At 69.3% G+C, this 15,504-nt stretch carries 15 protein-coding genes; 2 read left to right on the forward strand and 13 right to left on the reverse strand.

What is annotated here, in order from left to right; all coding sequences use genetic code 11:
- Positions 1 to 268 precede the first annotated feature (268 nt).
- Positions 269 to 1,216: an aminoglycoside phosphotransferase family protein gene (locus ACTWPV_RS49195; RefSeq protein ID WP_443157145.1), complete on the forward strand. Its 948-nt coding sequence runs from the start codon at positions 269 to 271 to the stop codon at positions 1,214 to 1,216.
- A gap of 21 nt (positions 1,217 to 1,237) precedes the next feature.
- On the opposite strand, the gene ACTWPV_RS49200 is transcribed toward ACTWPV_RS49195, so the two are convergent.
- Together ACTWPV_RS49200 and ACTWPV_RS49205 are read right to left on the reverse strand one after the other, a co-directional pair.
- Positions 1,238 to 1,846 (reverse strand): hypothetical protein, encoded by a 609-nt coding sequence (locus ACTWPV_RS49200; RefSeq protein ID WP_443157146.1) that lies wholly within the window; start codon positions 1,844 to 1,846, stop codon positions 1,238 to 1,240.
- Positions 1,847 to 1,988: 142 nt separating this feature from the next.
- Positions 1,989 to 3,209 carry an MFS transporter gene (locus tag ACTWPV_RS49205; RefSeq protein ID WP_443157147.1) on the reverse strand — a complete coding sequence of 407 codons (1,221 nt, stop codon included), beginning with the start codon at positions 3,207 to 3,209 and terminating at the stop codon, positions 1,989 to 1,991.
- 98 nt (positions 3,210 to 3,307) lie between these two features.
- Between ACTWPV_RS49205 and ACTWPV_RS49210 the strand changes: the two genes are divergently transcribed.
- Positions 3,308 to 3,874, forward strand: a complete 567-nt coding sequence (locus tag ACTWPV_RS49210) for a CGNR zinc finger domain-containing protein (RefSeq protein WP_443157148.1) — start codon at positions 3,308 to 3,310, stop codon at positions 3,872 to 3,874.
- Between the two features lie 629 nt (positions 3,875 to 4,503).
- Here the strand turns inward: ACTWPV_RS49210 and ACTWPV_RS49215 are convergent.
- The 11 genes from ACTWPV_RS49215 to ACTWPV_RS49265 are packed head-to-tail and all read right to left on the reverse strand — an operon-like array spanning position 4,504 to position 15,276.
- On the reverse strand, positions 4,504 to 5,364 hold the full coding sequence (locus tag ACTWPV_RS49215) for a TIGR03621 family F420-dependent LLM class oxidoreductase (RefSeq protein ID WP_443157149.1): 861 nt from the start codon (positions 5,362 to 5,364) through the stop codon (positions 4,504 to 4,506).
- 13 nt (positions 5,365 to 5,377) lie between these two features.
- Positions 5,378 to 6,235 (reverse strand): CmcI family methyltransferase, encoded by an 858-nt coding sequence (locus ACTWPV_RS49220; RefSeq protein WP_443157150.1) that lies wholly within the window; start codon positions 6,233 to 6,235, stop codon positions 5,378 to 5,380.
- Between the two features lie 20 nt (positions 6,236 to 6,255).
- A complete protein-coding gene (locus tag ACTWPV_RS49225; protein ID WP_443157151.1) occupies positions 6,256 to 7,161 on the reverse strand; it encodes a transketolase family protein in 906 nt (301 codons plus the stop codon).
- Positions 7,161 to 7,868, reverse strand: a complete 708-nt coding sequence (locus ACTWPV_RS49230) for a thiamine pyrophosphate-dependent enzyme (protein WP_443157152.1) — start codon at positions 7,866 to 7,868, stop codon at positions 7,161 to 7,163. The genes ACTWPV_RS49225 and ACTWPV_RS49230 overlap by 1 nt, the downstream gene beginning before the upstream one ends.
- 59 nt (positions 7,869 to 7,927) lie before the next feature.
- Positions 7,928 to 8,452 (reverse strand): GNAT family N-acetyltransferase, encoded by a 525-nt coding sequence (locus ACTWPV_RS49235; RefSeq protein ID WP_443157153.1) that lies wholly within the window; start codon positions 8,450 to 8,452, stop codon positions 7,928 to 7,930.
- The gene (locus ACTWPV_RS49240; protein ID WP_443157154.1) at positions 8,449 to 9,720 is read right to left on the reverse strand and encodes an MFS transporter; all 1,272 of its coding nucleotides are present in this window, start codon (positions 9,718 to 9,720) and stop codon (positions 8,449 to 8,451) included. Before ACTWPV_RS49240 ends, ACTWPV_RS49235 begins: the two co-directional genes overlap by 4 nt.
- Before the next feature lie 19 nt (positions 9,721 to 9,739).
- Positions 9,740 to 10,411, reverse strand: a complete 672-nt coding sequence (locus ACTWPV_RS49245; RefSeq protein WP_443157155.1) for a TfuA-like protein — start codon at positions 10,409 to 10,411, stop codon at positions 9,740 to 9,742.
- On the reverse strand, positions 10,408 to 11,703 hold the full coding sequence (locus ACTWPV_RS49250) for a YcaO-like family protein (RefSeq protein WP_443157156.1): 1,296 nt from the start codon (positions 11,701 to 11,703) through the stop codon (positions 10,408 to 10,410). Before ACTWPV_RS49250 ends, ACTWPV_RS49245 begins: the two co-directional genes overlap by 4 nt.
- Positions 11,700 to 13,685, reverse strand: coding sequence for a prolyl oligopeptidase family serine peptidase (locus ACTWPV_RS49255; protein WP_443157157.1), 1,986 nt, complete (start codon positions 13,683 to 13,685; stop codon positions 11,700 to 11,702). The genes ACTWPV_RS49250 and ACTWPV_RS49255 overlap by 4 nt, the downstream gene beginning before the upstream one ends.
- Before the next feature lie 8 nt (positions 13,686 to 13,693).
- Positions 13,694 to 14,560 (reverse strand): hypothetical protein, encoded by an 867-nt coding sequence (locus ACTWPV_RS49260; protein WP_443157158.1) that lies wholly within the window; start codon positions 14,558 to 14,560, stop codon positions 13,694 to 13,696.
- Positions 14,557 to 15,276: a JmjC domain-containing protein gene (locus ACTWPV_RS49265; protein ID WP_443157159.1), complete on the reverse strand. Its 720-nt coding sequence runs from the start codon at positions 15,274 to 15,276 to the stop codon at positions 14,557 to 14,559. The genes ACTWPV_RS49260 and ACTWPV_RS49265 overlap by 4 nt, the downstream gene beginning before the upstream one ends.
- Positions 15,277 to 15,504 lie beyond the last annotated feature (228 nt).

Below are 15,504 nucleotides of genomic sequence, written 5' to 3' on the forward strand. Positions count from 1 at the left end.
CCTGTCCACCCGTAATCGTTGCTCTATGCACAAGGCGCCGGCGCCCACCGCTGTGTGACACCCGCCATCGGTGACACACCTCACGTGAGCGCCCTGTCACAAAGTCCGGGACACGAACGCCGCATGGCCAGGACGCCGACTCATATGGGGCGGGTCGGCCAGGCGGACCCGAATAACGTCTTGGACCGCGTGAACCTCAGTGGTTCACTCAAACGACGTGCTTCAGACCCGTTCCATAGCTCAATACCGTGCCTGACAGGATGTCTCGTTGAGTAACACACCGGATCTCGGTCCCGTGCCACAGCGCATCGCCATCACCGCGGAGCAGGTGCGCCGTCTCGTCGAACTGCAGTTCCCTCAATGGTCTGATCTCCCGGTTCGGCCCGTTGCCAACGGCGGCTGGGACAACCGAACGTTCCACCTCGGCACCGGAATGTCGGTGCGCCTGCCCTGCGCGTCCGAGTACGCCTTGGCAGTCGACAAGGAACACCGGTGGCTCCCGACGTTCGCTTCCCGGCTCCCGCTACCGATTCCCGTGCCGCTGGCGAAGGGCGAGCCCGGCGCGGGCTACCCGTACCCGTGGTCGATCTACCAATGGCTCGGCGGCGAGCCGGCCGGCGCGGACCGGATCGCCGATCCCGTCCGATTCGCGGTTGACCTGGCCGAGTTCCTGGCGGCCTTGCGGAGCATCGACCCCGCTGACGGTCCCCGCCCGGGAAAGCACAACTGGTTTCGCGGCGGCACGCTGCGGACGTACGACGGGGTGGTCCAGAACGCGCTCACGGAACTGCACGGCCACGTCGATGTCGGCCTGGCGCGCGAGATCTGGAAGAGCGCCCTCGACGCGCGCTGGGACGGTGTGGAGAGCTGGTTCCACGGTGACGTCGCCGAGGGGAATCTCCTGCTCGACGACGGGCAGTTGGCGGCGGTCATCGACTTCGGCACCTGCGGCGTCGGCGATCCGGCCTGTGACCTTGCAATCGCATGGACCTTGCTGACCCCCGAGGGTCGGCAGGCGTTCCGGGAGCGGCTGTCAGTCGATGAGGCGGCATGGGCGCGCGGGCGTGGCTGGGCCCTGTGGAAGACGCTCGCCACCTACTCCTACACGGTGGGCGACGACGAGGAGGAGGCCGCGGGCGCGCGACGCGTACTCGGTGAGATCTTCTCCGAGTACGCGGCCGGCAGCCGATCCGCCGCCTCTAGGGGCACGGGGTAGCGCGGCGATGACCGAGCGACGTCAGGGCCTATTCCGGACGAAGTAGCGCCGGTGAACCGTGGTTTCGAACCAGTTGACGTCCAGCCTGTGCCCTGCCAACGTGAACGCGAGTTCCAGGAAGGCTCCCTGCCGTTCGTCATAAGGATGCGGCGGGAACAGCGGCAGGTCCCCGAGATGGTCGTCGAGGTCGTGGGGGTCCTCACCTTCGGCCGATCTCGGGCCGCCGCTGTCGACCACGGTCAGGACCCGACCGTCGACCGCCCGGCGGAGGCTGAGCCGCGTGTTCAGGTTGGCGAACAGGTTGAGGACCTCGACCCCGTCGGCTGAGATCTGCTCGATCTGCACCTTGCCATGCCAGCCCAGAGGCTCCATCGCGACGACGCGGTCACCCGCGCGTCCACAGACGATCATGTGCGGCGCATTGTGGCCAGGGTATGACGGCAGCTCGCCTCTCGCCTCGGCAATGGTGCACTCACGGACGTCGTCCAAGGCCCCGCCGAACCGCCGCGCGACCTCGTCCGGATCGTCGAGTCCGACCCAGGTGAGACAGCAGGACTCGGCCAGACCCGCCCCTACGAAGAGTCGGTAGTTCTCGCCGAATCGCCCGCCGCCCGAAATTCCCGGCCGCATGTGCTTCCTTAAGATCGTCCTGTTCGCCCACGGCCAGGGCCGCAGGCGGACAGGACGTTATCAGCGTTTATTGCGCGGGCGGGCTGCCCGACCTGATTCGGACCCAGAACGGGACGCTATGGGGCGTGGCCTCCCGTGCCTGTCATTGCCCGGCCGCCTGCTCCTGGTGTCGGTCGGCTCGGTGGATGGGCCGGCGCCTCAACAGCGGTCCGACCACCATGGGCTGTGCGAGGGCGAGCAGCACGCATGTGGCGGACAGTCCGCCCCACAGCCCTGCCGGTCCCGCGTGTTCGAGGAGTTGGGTGCTGCACAGGGGTGCGAGGATGGTGGCGACGCCCCATGAGGTGCCGAAGACCGAGAGATAGCGGGCCCGGGCGTGTTCGGGTGCGATGCTTGAGACCATCGCGTAGCTGCGTCCGAACATCAGCACGTCTCCCGCGCTCCACACCACCACGGCGGCCAGGTGTCCCGGCAGTCCGCCCGCGATGGCGAGGCCGGCCAGGCCTGCGGCGAGCAGTAGGTAGCCCGCGCACATGGCCGCGTGGTGGGACAGCGGCGCCGTCCATCTGAGCAACGGCTGGCAGAGCACCATGACGATGGCCGAGGCGGTGGACAGCAGTCCGGCGTCGGCGGCTAGGAGGCCGCGTTGTTCCAGCGCGAGTGGCAGGGCCATCACCACCTGCATGTACATGAGCGCGAAGAGGGTGCCGAACACCAGGAGCACGAGGAGCGAACGGTCGCGCCAGGGCGATCCGCCTGCCCGGGAGGCGGGGGCGTCGCCGGTCGGTTCCGGTGCGGGGCGGTCGGCGGGCAGGACGAAGCGTACGACGACCGCGCAGGCCACGCAGGTGGCGGCGTCCACGACGAACAGCCAGCGCAGGTCCCACCGTCCCACCCCGGCTGCGATCAGGCCGGCGCCCATGCCGCCGACCGCCATGGCCGCGTTGAGCAGGCTGAAGGCCTGCGCCTGCTGAGCCGGCGGGACGGCGTCCGCGATCATGGCTTGGGACGGCGGCTCGTAGATTTCGAAGACCAGGCCCAGCAGGACGGCGAATACGGCGATCATGGCCACGGATCCTGAGATCGCGATGCCCGCCTGGGCCAGGGCGCACCCGGCCAGCCCGGTCACGATGGTGCGGCGGCGTCCGAACCGGTCGGCCAGCACGCCGCCCAGCAGGCGGGACGGGATGGTGGCTACGCCGAAGGCGGCGACGATCAGCCCGGCCGTGACGGTGTTCGCGCCGAACTCGGTGGTGATGAGGACGGTGAGGAATCCGAGGGAGAAGGCTCCCAGCCGGTTGATGGTCCGCGCGAGGACGAGCCACCACACGGCGCGCGGCAGACGCCCCGCACGGCCTGTCATCGGCATGCCAACCTCTCGCGTGACTAACGAAACTGGTAACGTCGGTCACGCACTCTAGAGCGCTGGAGGTGACCGGTCAAGTGATGTTCGATAGTCACGTGGCGATCCTGCTCGACACTGCGGTATCGCTCGTGAACACCTTGACCGATGGCGAGGACGGCGGTAGGCCGTACGTGGCCCCGAAAGGTGAGGCGCTGCCATCCGCGATCGACGCGGCCCTGCCCGGGGACGTGACGGCCTCGATGGAAGAGGCCCTTTACCTGGCTGGGACAGCGCTGAAGGTCCGGCGGGTGTTCGAGGCCATGCACACCGACCGGGACGACGAGGCGGCCGCGATCGTCAACGCGCTCGTCATCAGCACAGGCGCACGCCCGCAACTGGACCGGGCGCCGGGCGAGCCCTGGCAGGTCCACTTCCACGGCGCCGACGACACCCTCGCAGTGGGGTGGAGCGCGGGCATCGCGTCCGCCCTGACCCTGGCCATCGGCAGCGACCTCGGCGGCCGCCTCGGCATCTGCCAGGCGGCGCGGTGCGATCGCGTGTACGTGGACACCTCCCGCAACGCGGTCCGCCAGTTCTGCTCCCGGCCCTGCCAGAGCCGTACGAAGGCAGCGGCCTATCGCGCCCGCTCAGCCGCCCGCCGACCCGGTCGAGTTTCGGGCTAAGGTACGCACTCACCGGGCGGAGCGGTGGAATGCGGGCGCCCGAATCTCCTACCGGCTCACTAAGCCAATGGCGGTGCTCGGACCGGAGATGCCGGCCACGACTACGATGTCGCAGCCGGGGCGCATATCCGGTGAGCGTAGTGTCGAACCGCGGTATCGGGCCTGCCCACGAACCGGTCCGAAACGCAATGATCGCCCGAGCTGAGCTTGGGCGATCATGTACGGGCGTGTGTTCGAGGACTGAGCACCACCGGACGCACATGGCTCGATGATGTTCCTGGCCTGACGTGCCGGATCTACGTGGGATCGGATAAGCCGTGACATGAACACCGTGCCCCGGTTCGCCCCCGGTGGTTCCTCGTGGTCAGCCGGCGATGCCGTACCCGTGTTCTGACAGATCGAACCAGTTGCCCTCGGGGTCGATGGCGCGGTATTCGGCGTACAGACGACGGGAGGCTCGCAGGACGGGTGCGGGCAGTCCCGCGGAGGTCAGCTTCTGGCAGGTGGAAATCCGAAGTGGTTCATGCCTGTGGGGGCCCTGCCGGCCATTTGCAGTTTGAGCAGTGCGAGTGTCAGGTAGCCGTCGCGGCCCGCCCGCCACGTGGCCGGGACGGTGCGTGGGCCGTCTCTCAGGTGAGGAGCGGGATGACCTTCGCGAACGCCTCCAGCGCCGCCTCCTGAACGGTGAAGTAGCCGAAGCCGAACCTCTCCTGGCGCGTGAGCACCTGCTCGGCGATTTGCTCAGGGCTGCCGATCAGGACGCCGGGCAGCTCGTCGATCTGGTCCGGGCTCATCGTGCCCTGCAGGAAACGCGAGTAGTCCTCCAGCGCGGCTGGCCGATCGTCAGTCAGCTGAGTGCGAAGCACGATGACGTTACGTCGCACCGCGTCCCGGCCCTGCCTGCGGAGTTCGGCGTCGACCAGCGCGACTCGCCCGTCCATCTCTTCTGCCGCCAGATAGGCCATGCCGCGGCCTCGCGGATCGAACGCGGTGGCGGAGAACGACACGATGTCGGCGCGCCGGGCCGCCAGCCGCAGCACCCGGTCACCATTGCCGCCGATCAGCAAGGGCGGCCGGTCGGCCGGGTGGTCATAGGCGCGGTCGAACTCGTCGATCGTCTCGGCGAGCCGGTCGACGCGTCTGGCCGCCGGCTCGAACGGGATGCCCGCCTGGTCGAAGTCGCGCCTTGCCCAGCCGGCGCCGAGCCCTACGTCCAGCCGGCCCCCGGTGAGCCGGCTGGTGGATACGGCGTCTCTGACGAGCAGCGCCGGGCTGTAGAGGGAGGTGTTGCTGACGAAGGTGCCCACCCGTATATTCTTCGTCGCATCTGCGGCGAGTACGCATGCGGGGAAGGGCGACGGCATGTCGAGGTGGTCGGGCACCGTGATCGCTTGATAGCCGAGATCCTCGGCACGCCGGCATTTGTCCATCCACGACGCCCTGTCCTCAAGCGCCGTCAGGTTCACGCCGAACCGCAGGTCCGCTGTCATCGTGTCCCGCCCCCTACCGGCACACCAGGATCGAGTCGGTCGCGCAGGTGCAGTTCTCGCCGAACATGTCCGCGTACCTGGCGTCCAGCGCGTACGAGCGCGCCGAGGACCGGAGGAACTCCGTCATCGCGGGCCGCTTGGGAAGGCTGTCCTCCACGACGAGGTAGTCACCGGGCTCGAGTACGCGATCGAAGAAGCTCAGCACCCCGGAGACATTGACATGAGCGTCCTCGATCACCAGCCAGGGGTGCGGCAGCGTGGGCACGATGGCATCGAGGACGCCCTGGATGTCATGGAGATCCCCTTGGACGAAGTCGATCCTCTCGTCCGATAGGCCCACCGGGTGAATGTCGACCGAGACGATGCGCGACCTGAATTTGCCAGCCGACGTGATGTCGGCGAACCACAGAGCGCTCCCGCCGCTCCCGGAGCCGAGCTCGATGATCGCCCCTGGTCTGAGCTCCGAGATCAGGGTCGGGTATATCAAGGAGTCGTAGACCGTCTTGAACAGCGGAAGGCCGCCCCACGACGGGCACGCCGTGATTCCTTGAGACGAGGCGTACCCCCGCGCGTCGACCGCCCGTCGCGCGAGCACCTCGGGAACCGCTCTCGTGAGCCTGGCGAGCGCGTCCTGGTAGCGCTCCCGGGAGATGAGTTCCGCGAACTCCCCCAGCTCCTTCAGCGCACGCGGCACTGCCGCGCCGGGAAGATCGCTCCGCCCTCCGCCCTGGACGATGTCCAGCAACCAGCGGATGTCATTGTCGTGGAATGTCGGGACTCCCCCTTGGGCCTTGAGCTTGTCCTCGATGAATCGCCCGCAGGCGGCGAGCATGCTTTCCTCGTCGGCCGAAAGGGGAACCCCAGAGCTCATACTGCTTCCCTTGCCCTTTGCTACTCGCTGATGAAGGAGTTGATCTTCCGGCGGAGCCCGGCGGCGTCCAGCCCGTGGGCGATCATGTGCTGGGTGGCGGTCCCGTAAGACCGCAGCTCTTGTCTGGGGACGCCCAGCGGAAGAAGGCTGACCGGCCTGCCGCCGAGACTGCGCAGGACTTCCGCGCTGGAGGTTCCTTCCAGCATCGGCTCGACGAGGACGACCCGGGGCACCGGCTGGTCGGCGACCGTCTGCCGGAGCGTCGCCCCGTCGAACGGCCGTACGGTGGCCGCGTACAGAACGGTGACGTCCAGGTCAGCGGTCGCCTCCAGCACCGCGTCGCACAGCGGCCCGACGACGATGACCGTCGCCTGTCTCCCGGCACGCAGCAGGGTGAGGCAACCGCTGCCCGGCGTGGCGTAGGTCTGCCTGTTGTGCTGGTTCGACAGCCGGATGTAGACGAGATCGTCGCGGACGGCGGCGTCCCGCAGCATGGCCTCGGCCTCGTCGGCGTTGCCGGGAACGTGGATGGTCCAGTCGGGCAGCGTGCTCAGGAGCGCGACATCGCCGGGCGACTGGTGGGTACGTCCGCCGCTCGCGATGTCGTAGGACGCTCCGGCGCTGACCAGGACCGCCCCGACACCCTGGTGGTTCAGGTCGAGCTTGATCTGCTCGAAGGGACGCTCGATCAAAAACGGGGCGAAGCTGTGCGCGATGGGGCGCATCCCGACGAGCGACATCCCGCCCGCCATCGAGATCAGCAACTGCTCGCGGATCCCGATGTTGATGACCCTCTCCGGATGCCGGGCTCTGGCCCGGCTGAACATCTCGGCGCTCAGGTCGGCGGTGAGCACCGCCAGGTTGCCGACCGTGTCCAGCAGCTCGCCGGTCACGTCCACGAAGCGCTGGCGCATCATTCCGGCCATCAGGAACGGGCCTCCCTGCTGCCGCGGACGTTCGCAACGACGAGTCTGGGCCGCCCGCCGTGCTGTTCGCGGTAGGCGTCCTCCAGTGCCTGATGATTGCGGCCGTCCACCCGTGCGCAGGACCATCCTTCGATCCGGAACCGCTCTTCCAGGCCACCGGGCCAGCCCTGGGTCGCCGAGTGATTGTCGATGAGGACGACGTGCAGCGCGTCGAGCCGGGTCCGCCCCGCGTACGCGATGGCCTCCGCGTTGGATCCCTCGTCGAGCTCCCCGTCGCCCATGAGCACCCAGACGCGGCCCTGCCGTCCGAGTGCCCGCAGGCCGAGCGCGGAGCCCACGGCGAGAGGAAGGCCGTGTCCCAGCGATCCGCTGGAGATGTCGATGCCGGGGACCTTGATCCGGTCCGGGTGATGGCCGAGCATCGAGTGGAAGGTGCCGAACCTGTAGAGCTCGGCGGGGTCGATGAAACCCTTGATGGCCAGAACCGCGTAATAGGCCATCGGCCCGTGGCCCTTGGACAGGTAGAAGCGGTCCCTCTCCTCTCCCCCATCAGGGGAGAGGCGCAGGATCCGGTCGTAGAGCACCCAGAGGGCGTCCGCGGTCGACTCGGCGGCATCGGCATGCTTGGCGTCGCCCCTGACGATGGCCATCAGCTCGCGGACGTGCGCGATGCCCTCCTTGGGACGTTCCGGGGCCCCGGTCACCATTGCGGCACCTTCCCTCCTGTCTTCATCTGGATCAGCCGGAGCCGGCCTGCCGCCGATCATCACTCGTCCGGGTTGATCAGCTGGAACATGATGAAGTCCTGCCATCGTCCGGCGATCTGAAGGTAGGTCGGGGCGATGGCGAACGGCTGGAACCCGTTGCAGGCGAGCACGCGCTGGGAGGCCGTGTTGTGCAGCAGGGTCTCCGCCTGCAGCCGGTGCAGGCGCAACTGCTTGAACGCGACCTCGATGACGTCGGCCAGAGCCGCGCTGGCGAAGCCCCGGCCATTGTGCGACTGGCTCACCCAGTATCCGACGCCCGCCGACTGGAAGGCGCCCCGGGTAATGCCGTTGATGTTGATGCGCCCGATGAGTCGGCCGTCCTCGTCAACGATGGCGAGCGGCACCATGGCCTCGCGCGCATGGGCTTCAAGGGCGCGCTCCAGGTCGGCCCGCTGCGTCTGCACGGTGAAGAAATCGTCGGTACGCAGCGGCTCCCAGGGGGCGAGGAACTCGCGGTTCGCGGCGAGCACGGCCGCCATTTCCTCGGCGTCATCGACCGACAAGAGCCTGGTCACGGTCATCATGCACTCCTTGGCTTCGCCTGAGCGGCTTCCGTCAGGTCCTCATTCGCGATGTCGCGTCCCTGGTCGGCCTTGGCCGCAGCCCAGGGCATCAGTATGCCCGCGACGACCGCGACGACCGCGATGCCGATCCAGCCGGCCACTCCGGCCCAGGTGACGATGCTCACCACGATGGCAGGGCCGAACACATTCTGCGTCACGACGTGCAGGTTGAACGTGCCGAAGTATTCGGCCTGCGCGGTCGGAGGAGCCAGGCCCTGGGCCAGCCCCCAGGCCGCGGCGCTCTGCTGGATCTCGGCCACCGTGAACAGGACGGCCGACGCGCAGAAGACAACGGTCGCCAGGCCCGGGCCGGCGAAGGTGGCCGCGATGACCACCAGGGTGCCGGCCAAGACCCAGAATCCCGAGCGGCGGGCAAGGCGGGCCGCGCCGGAGACGGTGTCGGCCCCTTTGCTTGCGGCGACCTGGAACAACACGACGATGGCGGTGTTCAGGACGAGCAGCAGTGGCACGACCTCGTGCGGCACGCCAGTGCGCGTCACGATCCACAGCGGCAGCGCGACCAGGATGATGGAGGCGTGTACCGCCAGCGGTACGGACAGCGCGACCACCCGCATGAACCGCAGATCCCTAACGGCGCCGAAGGTCCGGGTCTTTCCCCTGGGGCTGGGCGGGATCCCGGGCAGCCAGAGCGTGATGACCCCGGAGACCAGCAGCATGATCCCTGTCGCCGTGGGCGTGGCCTGGATGAAGGCGGGGCCGCCCAGCACCGCCAGCGCGCTCAACCCACTTCCCACGCTGAACCCGAGGTTGAACTGGGAGCGCAGCGCGGCGCGTGCCCGGACGCGATCGTCCGGCCGGAAGATCGCGGTCACGATGGCCGCGAAGGCAGGCCCGCCGCCGAAGTCCACGAACCCGACCAGCGCCATCAGGACGAAGAAGGACGCCACGCTGTCCACCAGCGTGTACGCCAGATACCCCAGCCCTTGCAGCACGAACACCGCGCACAGGAAGCGGACGGGGCCGACCCGGTCGGCGAGGATGCCGAGCACGAGCGAGGCGACGAACCCCAGCGCGCCCGCCACCGAGATGCCCAGGCTGACCTCCGCGGGGCTGAAGTCCTTCACCGCGGTGAAGTAGATGATGCTCCCGCTGAGGAACACCCCCTTGCCCACCGATTCGACGAGGTGTAGCGCGCCGAGCACCTTGCCGAATCGGCCGGGCGCGAGAATGCTCCTCGCGAGGGCGCTGCCCACCTGCCCGAGCCTCATGTCGTCCCCTTCTGTCCCGTCACGCTCCGGTCACGGCGCGGAGCGCCTCGATGCCGTCCAGCCGCTTGCGGTCCCACCGGTCGAGGTTGCCGTCGGCCAGGTCCGGTTCGAGAGCCCCGGCCTCGGCTCCGAGGTGGGCCCGCCACACCGACGCCAGCCGCGACGGCCGCCGATCCCGGAAGTTGACCTCGGCCGCCAGCCGGAGCGCCGTGGCGCCGCAGTGCGGGGACACCTCTCCCGCCCTAACCTTCTCCGCGATCAGCCAGCGGATGTTGATGAGCGGAATCGTGACAGGCTCGTAGGTGCAGGGGTCGAACATAAGTGCTACTTCGGCGTCGGAGTCGACCTCCTCGGACAGGTACCGCTCGTACACCCAGCCGCTGCCGGTCATGCCGAGCGTCCGGCATTCCACGGCCCTCAGCACTCCCATGGACGAGGCCCCGTGCAGGCGCATTCCCGTCTCCAGCACGGCGCGCACCTCGGCGATGCTGACGGCGAGGTTCTGGCCGAACTCCCCGTCGAGCAGCAGGACGGTACCGGGGCTGCCCGCGTCCCCCAGATCGACGAGGTCGCCACGGCACGCCGGAGGGCGTACGTCGAGCTCGGCGCCGTTAGCCCGCGCGTGCTCCCTGAGGGTGTCGATGTCGGCCAGGCGCAGTGACGGGCCGACGAAGACGGTGGTGTTCGTCACCGGGCCCTTCCCGGCTGCTCGCCGGAGGCCAGCTCCCGCATCCTCGCGCGCAGGCGGGGGCCGAGCCGCTTCTGGTCCTCGTGGTAGACCTCCAGGCCCGGCACGATCACCTTGGTCACCGAGAACGGGAAGCCACCGGGGGCCAGCTCCGTGGCCAGGATCGCGCCGACGCCGGCATTGAGCAGGCCGGCCAGCACCAGGTCGAGGTCACCGCCGGTGGTTCCCGTCGTCCGGGACGGGATGTCGGCGAAGTCGATCTCCTCGCGGCCGGCCGCCCACGCGCGGTACATCTCCCTGAGCTCCTCGTAGGACGTGTGCCGGCGGTACGCCTGACGGTCGAAGTCCTCCCGGGCTCCCGCGATCACGTTGAGCCTGGACTGCGCCGCCTCGGTGAGCGCCCGGACGGCGGCGATCCGCGGGGCAAGGTGGCAGCCGACGCCTCCGTTGAAGAGCATCCCGTCGCCGGCGTGGACGTCCTCGGTCGAGACGTGGACCGTGGGCACCCCGATCTCCGTCAGGTAGAGGTAGATCTGGACCTCGACACCCGCCCGTGCGAACAGCGCGACCAGCCGAGCGGGCTCCTTCGGGAGCGACTCGGGGCGGACCCGGTAGCCCTGGCGGAGCGACTCCCCGGATGCCGAGGAGTCGTGCTCGATCACCTCCAGCAGCCCGTGCAGGAGGGCTTCCTGGGGGGTGTTGCCCGCGGCGAGGCCGATCGTGTTGGAGCTGAACATGCCGTGCTCACGAGGATAGGGAGTAAAGACGGACAGAGCGGGCACCAGGACCTCCTCGTCGCTCGCCAGCTCACGGGCCGGCCACCAGCCCATCGGCGCGTCCTCGGTCCAGGTGTGGTCGCGGCGGAGGATCAGGCGCCTCGGGTCGAGCACCGGAGTGCCGCTGTCGAGGAAGTCCCGGTAGGACGCTCGGACTGGCACGTCCTGGTACAGCTCGCACCAGGTCCGCTCGATCGCCTCCATCATCGCGGAGACGCGGGCGGCCTCCCTGGTCGTGCCCTTGCCACTGGTGACGGTGTTCAGTCCGGGCGCGGCCGTCGGCCGCATGCTGTGATAGACGGGGATGCCCACGGTGTCCAGGTCGGTCACGTCGGCGATCCGGGTGATGCCACAGGGGCCGAGGCAATCCCGTGCGAGGGCTTCGGTCTCCCGCAGGGAGCGCGCGCGGAGCGAGGTGGCGGTGGCCCGGCCCTCCCAAGTGGGTGACTCCAGCCAGTAATCGCGGGACTTCCTGCTCGCCTCGGTCCTCGCTCCCGTGGTGATGCTCGCGGTCCTCACCGTGGCCCCTTCAGCGTCTCGGCGCAGGAGTCACGGACCCAGCGGAACCAGGCCGCCGCGTTCGCCGGCCGCCTGATGGTGTGTCCCTCATCAGGCATGATCATGAGCCGGACATCGACGCCGCCGGCCCGTAGCGTGCGATGGATGCCGAGGGCCTCGTAGACGGGCACGTGCCCGTCCTGGACACCGTGGGACAGCAGCACGCGTACGGACTTAGCGAGGTCGGAAAGGCGCGCGGTCTCGCGGGCATACGCCGGGCCGTCGACCGGCCCGTACTCGCGCAGCCAGTGCCAGTGCAGGTCGCAGGTGCGGGCGACGGCGGCGAGGTCCACCCACCCGGCGTGGCTGGCGACCAGCCGGACCTCCGGCATGATCGTGGCCAGGGCGATGGAGAGCCACCCGCCGAGGCTCGCGCCCATCACGGCGAGCCTCGTGCCGTCGAGCATCGGGTCGGCGCCGACGACGCCCCGCACCTGTTCGGCGGCGACGCGGGCGACCTCGGTGAGCCAGCGGCCCCAGCCCCGGCTCACGGCGTCGCGGCCGTAGCCGGCGGAGAGCGGCGGGTCGATCATCAGCACCGCGTAACCCTCGGCCACGAACGGCCAGGGATTCCACCGCCACGACCAGTCGGTCCAGCTCACCACGGGACCGCCGTGGCACCAGACGAGCATGGGGTACGGGCCGGCGGAGTCGTCCGGCGGCAGGCAGAGCCAGCTGCTCCAGGATGAGCCGTCGGCCGCAGAGAAGACACGGCGGCTGATCCGGCCCTCCAGGCAGTCCAGCGTCGCCGGTGCGTACCCGGCCACGGAGGCGGGCCTCCCGTCGAGCGGCAAGGGCACGACCTCTGGGGGACGGGAGATGGCCGAGCTGACCACGAGCGCCTCGCCCTCGGTGACGGTCACCGCGCTCACCGAGCCGGGGACCTCCAGCGCGGGCGAGACGTCCCCGTCCAGGCCCACCCGGCGCAGTAGCCTGCGGCCGTCATGCTCGCCCAGGCACAGGACGGTGCCGTCGCCGTGCCAGGCATGCGGGACGAGCCAGTCGTCATGGTCTGCCGTTTCGATCCGCTCCCCATCGCCGGCCACGAACACCACGTACTGATGAGGGGCAGAGCGGGGTGTGGACACCAGCTCGCCGGTACACGCGAACCAGGCGCCGTCGGGCGATGCGACCGGAACGGTCAGGTCCGTGTCGTCCACCCAGACATGGCGGCCGGTTCCGGGCTCGGCGACGGGGAACACGTACAGCCCGAAGCGCCGGTGGCCATCGGCGGCGAAGCGGACCACGCCGGCCGCGCAACGCCGGCCGTCGGGAGTGACGGCCACCTGGCCAGTGAGTTCGGTGTCCGCTGGGAGAGGGATGTCCAGAAGGCACGCCGCGGGCGCGCCGCCGTGACCGTCGAGCCGGACGCGCGCCAGCCGCAGGACGGACCCGTCCACCCGATGGCCGAGCAATGGCCACACGTCCCCGGTGGGGAAGGCCGCGCTCTCGCCGGACGCCCGCCACGCGTCGGCGGCCTCATCGTCGGCTGTCAGGGAACGCGCCCCGGGGCCGGTCCACAGGGCGGCGACCGCGAAGGGCCCACCCGCGGCGAACGAGACGATGCCGCGACGGGTCTCCAGGACCAGGCTGGAGACGTCACCGCGGACCTGCCAGATCGCGTGACCGCCCGTGGCCTGGGGAGCGGCCCCGAGGTGCAGGTACGTCTCGTCATCGAGAACGCAGACTGCGGCGGCGTGCCCGTCCGCGCGGGCGAGTTCCCAGTTGCCGCCGGCGTCGATGAGATAGTTCAGGACGAACGGCACGGGCACGGGCCGGCCCGGCCGTGGCACGTCCGCCTCCACGAGGATGTGCCGGCCGCACCGGTGGGCCACGCGCACGCGCCGCTGCGCGAGGATGGCCTCCAGCACCCGCTCACCCGGTGTGACGTCGCTCGCGGGCACCGCGTGCCGGCGGGCGCTCTTCAACGTCGTTCTCGTCATCGGCCTCGTCATCGGCTCCGCAGCGCAATCTTGAGGGCCTCCTGCGGGTCCTGCTTGGCGAGGTGCCTGCTGAGCGCGTCACGCAGCCACGCGATCTTCTCGCCGCGGGTCATCTCGTGGTGGCAGCCCTCGATCGCCCGGGCGGCGGCGCTCCGCAGGAACAGCGCGCCCATGATCTCCGCGAGCCGTTCGGCCGAGGTCTCCGCCACGCTGATGACGAGCAGGAGCGCCCCGTCCTCACCGATGCGCACCGAGCGCTCGCAGCCCGGTGGCAGGTACAGCAGCCCGCCGGCGTCCAGGTCCGCCGTGAATGAGCCGGGCGCTTGCCGCTCTCCCGCGGACCAGGTGCAGCGGCCTGCCAGCTGAAGGACGAACGCATGCTCGGCTGAGTGATCGGCAGTCGGCGTCGTGTCCAGCCCGGCCGTGCTCGCCTGCGGCGGGGCCAGCACCAGCGTTGACCAGACGTCGCCGCGGAAGCCGGCCCCGAGGTTGCCGACGAGGCTCGCGATCCGCGGGTTCCACAGTTCGGGACGGTCCAGGGTGATGCTGGCCCCGCTCTCGTAGGCGCTGCGGAACGCATCGGGATCGGGATAGCCCACCAGGTCGTTGTTGACGACGACGCGCGTGTTGAAGGCCGCGTTCTGCTCGGCCACCGCCAGCCCGCGCGGGTACGTCAGGCTTACCCAGGGGCGGACGATCAGGCTGCAGGCGAACTCGTCCCACAGTTCGCCGGGCGACAGGAGCCCGGGCAGGTTCTCGACCCGGTACTGGTAGGGGAACACGTTCCAGATGTCGTCGAAGAAGTCCTTCGGCTCGCCGACCAGGTCCTTCAGGGTCGCCGGCGCGGAGCGCGGCTGCTGGTCGGTGCTCGTCATGCGATCCTCCTACGCATCCTGCTCAGCGCTGCCGTGAGGATCCGCTCGTCCGTGACAGCCTGCGTGTGAAGGCTGAGCGCCTTCGCCACGGCCTCCGCCTTGTCCTCCACGTACATGCGCGCCTGCTGCCGCATCAGGCCCTGGTTGTCCTCGCGGAACGTCGCCAGCAGCGCCTCCACCAGGTCGAGCGGCCCTGGCTCGGTGAGCGTCAGGGTGAGATGGAGCGAGTCCTGGTCGTGGGTGTGCGGGACGTGCGGCCAGCCATGCGGCAGGTAGAGCAGGTCGCCGGGCTCCATCGTGAACCGGTGAGTGCATGCGTCCAGCTGGACGTCTATCAGGCCCGACTCCGCGCCGATGAACTCTGGCGTCGCGTACAGCCGCCACTCCTTGATCCCGGCGAGCTGCACCACGAGCACGTGGGAGGCGTCCCGGTGCGGACGTGTCCCCCTGCTCTGCCTCGGGGTGAAGAAGACGTACGACTTGACCTCCGCCGGAATCCGCTTGCCCAGCTCGGCCACCAGATCACGGCTGGGCTTGTGCCAGTCCTCCATCTGGTTCAGCTTGACCGTCCCGCCCTCGGCCAGAGCCGCACGGATTCCCGCGGCGTTCGCCAGCCCGGTGATCTCGTAGCCGTTGACGCACTCGGTGCGGGTGACGCGGTCGGGATCAGCCCACACCCCTTCCTTGAGGACGGAGAAATAAGGTCTCCGCAGCATTGGCATGTCGATGACCTGGTGAAACTCGGCCATATCTATGAATGCGGAGACGGGCAGCGCCTTCTTGAGCAGCATGTGCCGCTTGTTCCAGGCCGCGTCACTGAGGTGATCTCAGCGAAATAATTTAGGACGATTGGGGATTTCTAGGACGCAGGCGGTGACGTATCGGGCCTATCGGGAGGAGTCATCGAAGGCCGGAGACGGGCGTGGAGCCTCCGGTAGATGAGT

Origin of the sequence: Nonomuraea sp. KM88 (genome assembly GCF_052245635.1) — a bacterium.
Classification (GTDB): domain Bacteria; phylum Actinomycetota; class Actinomycetes; order Streptosporangiales; family Streptosporangiaceae; genus Nonomuraea.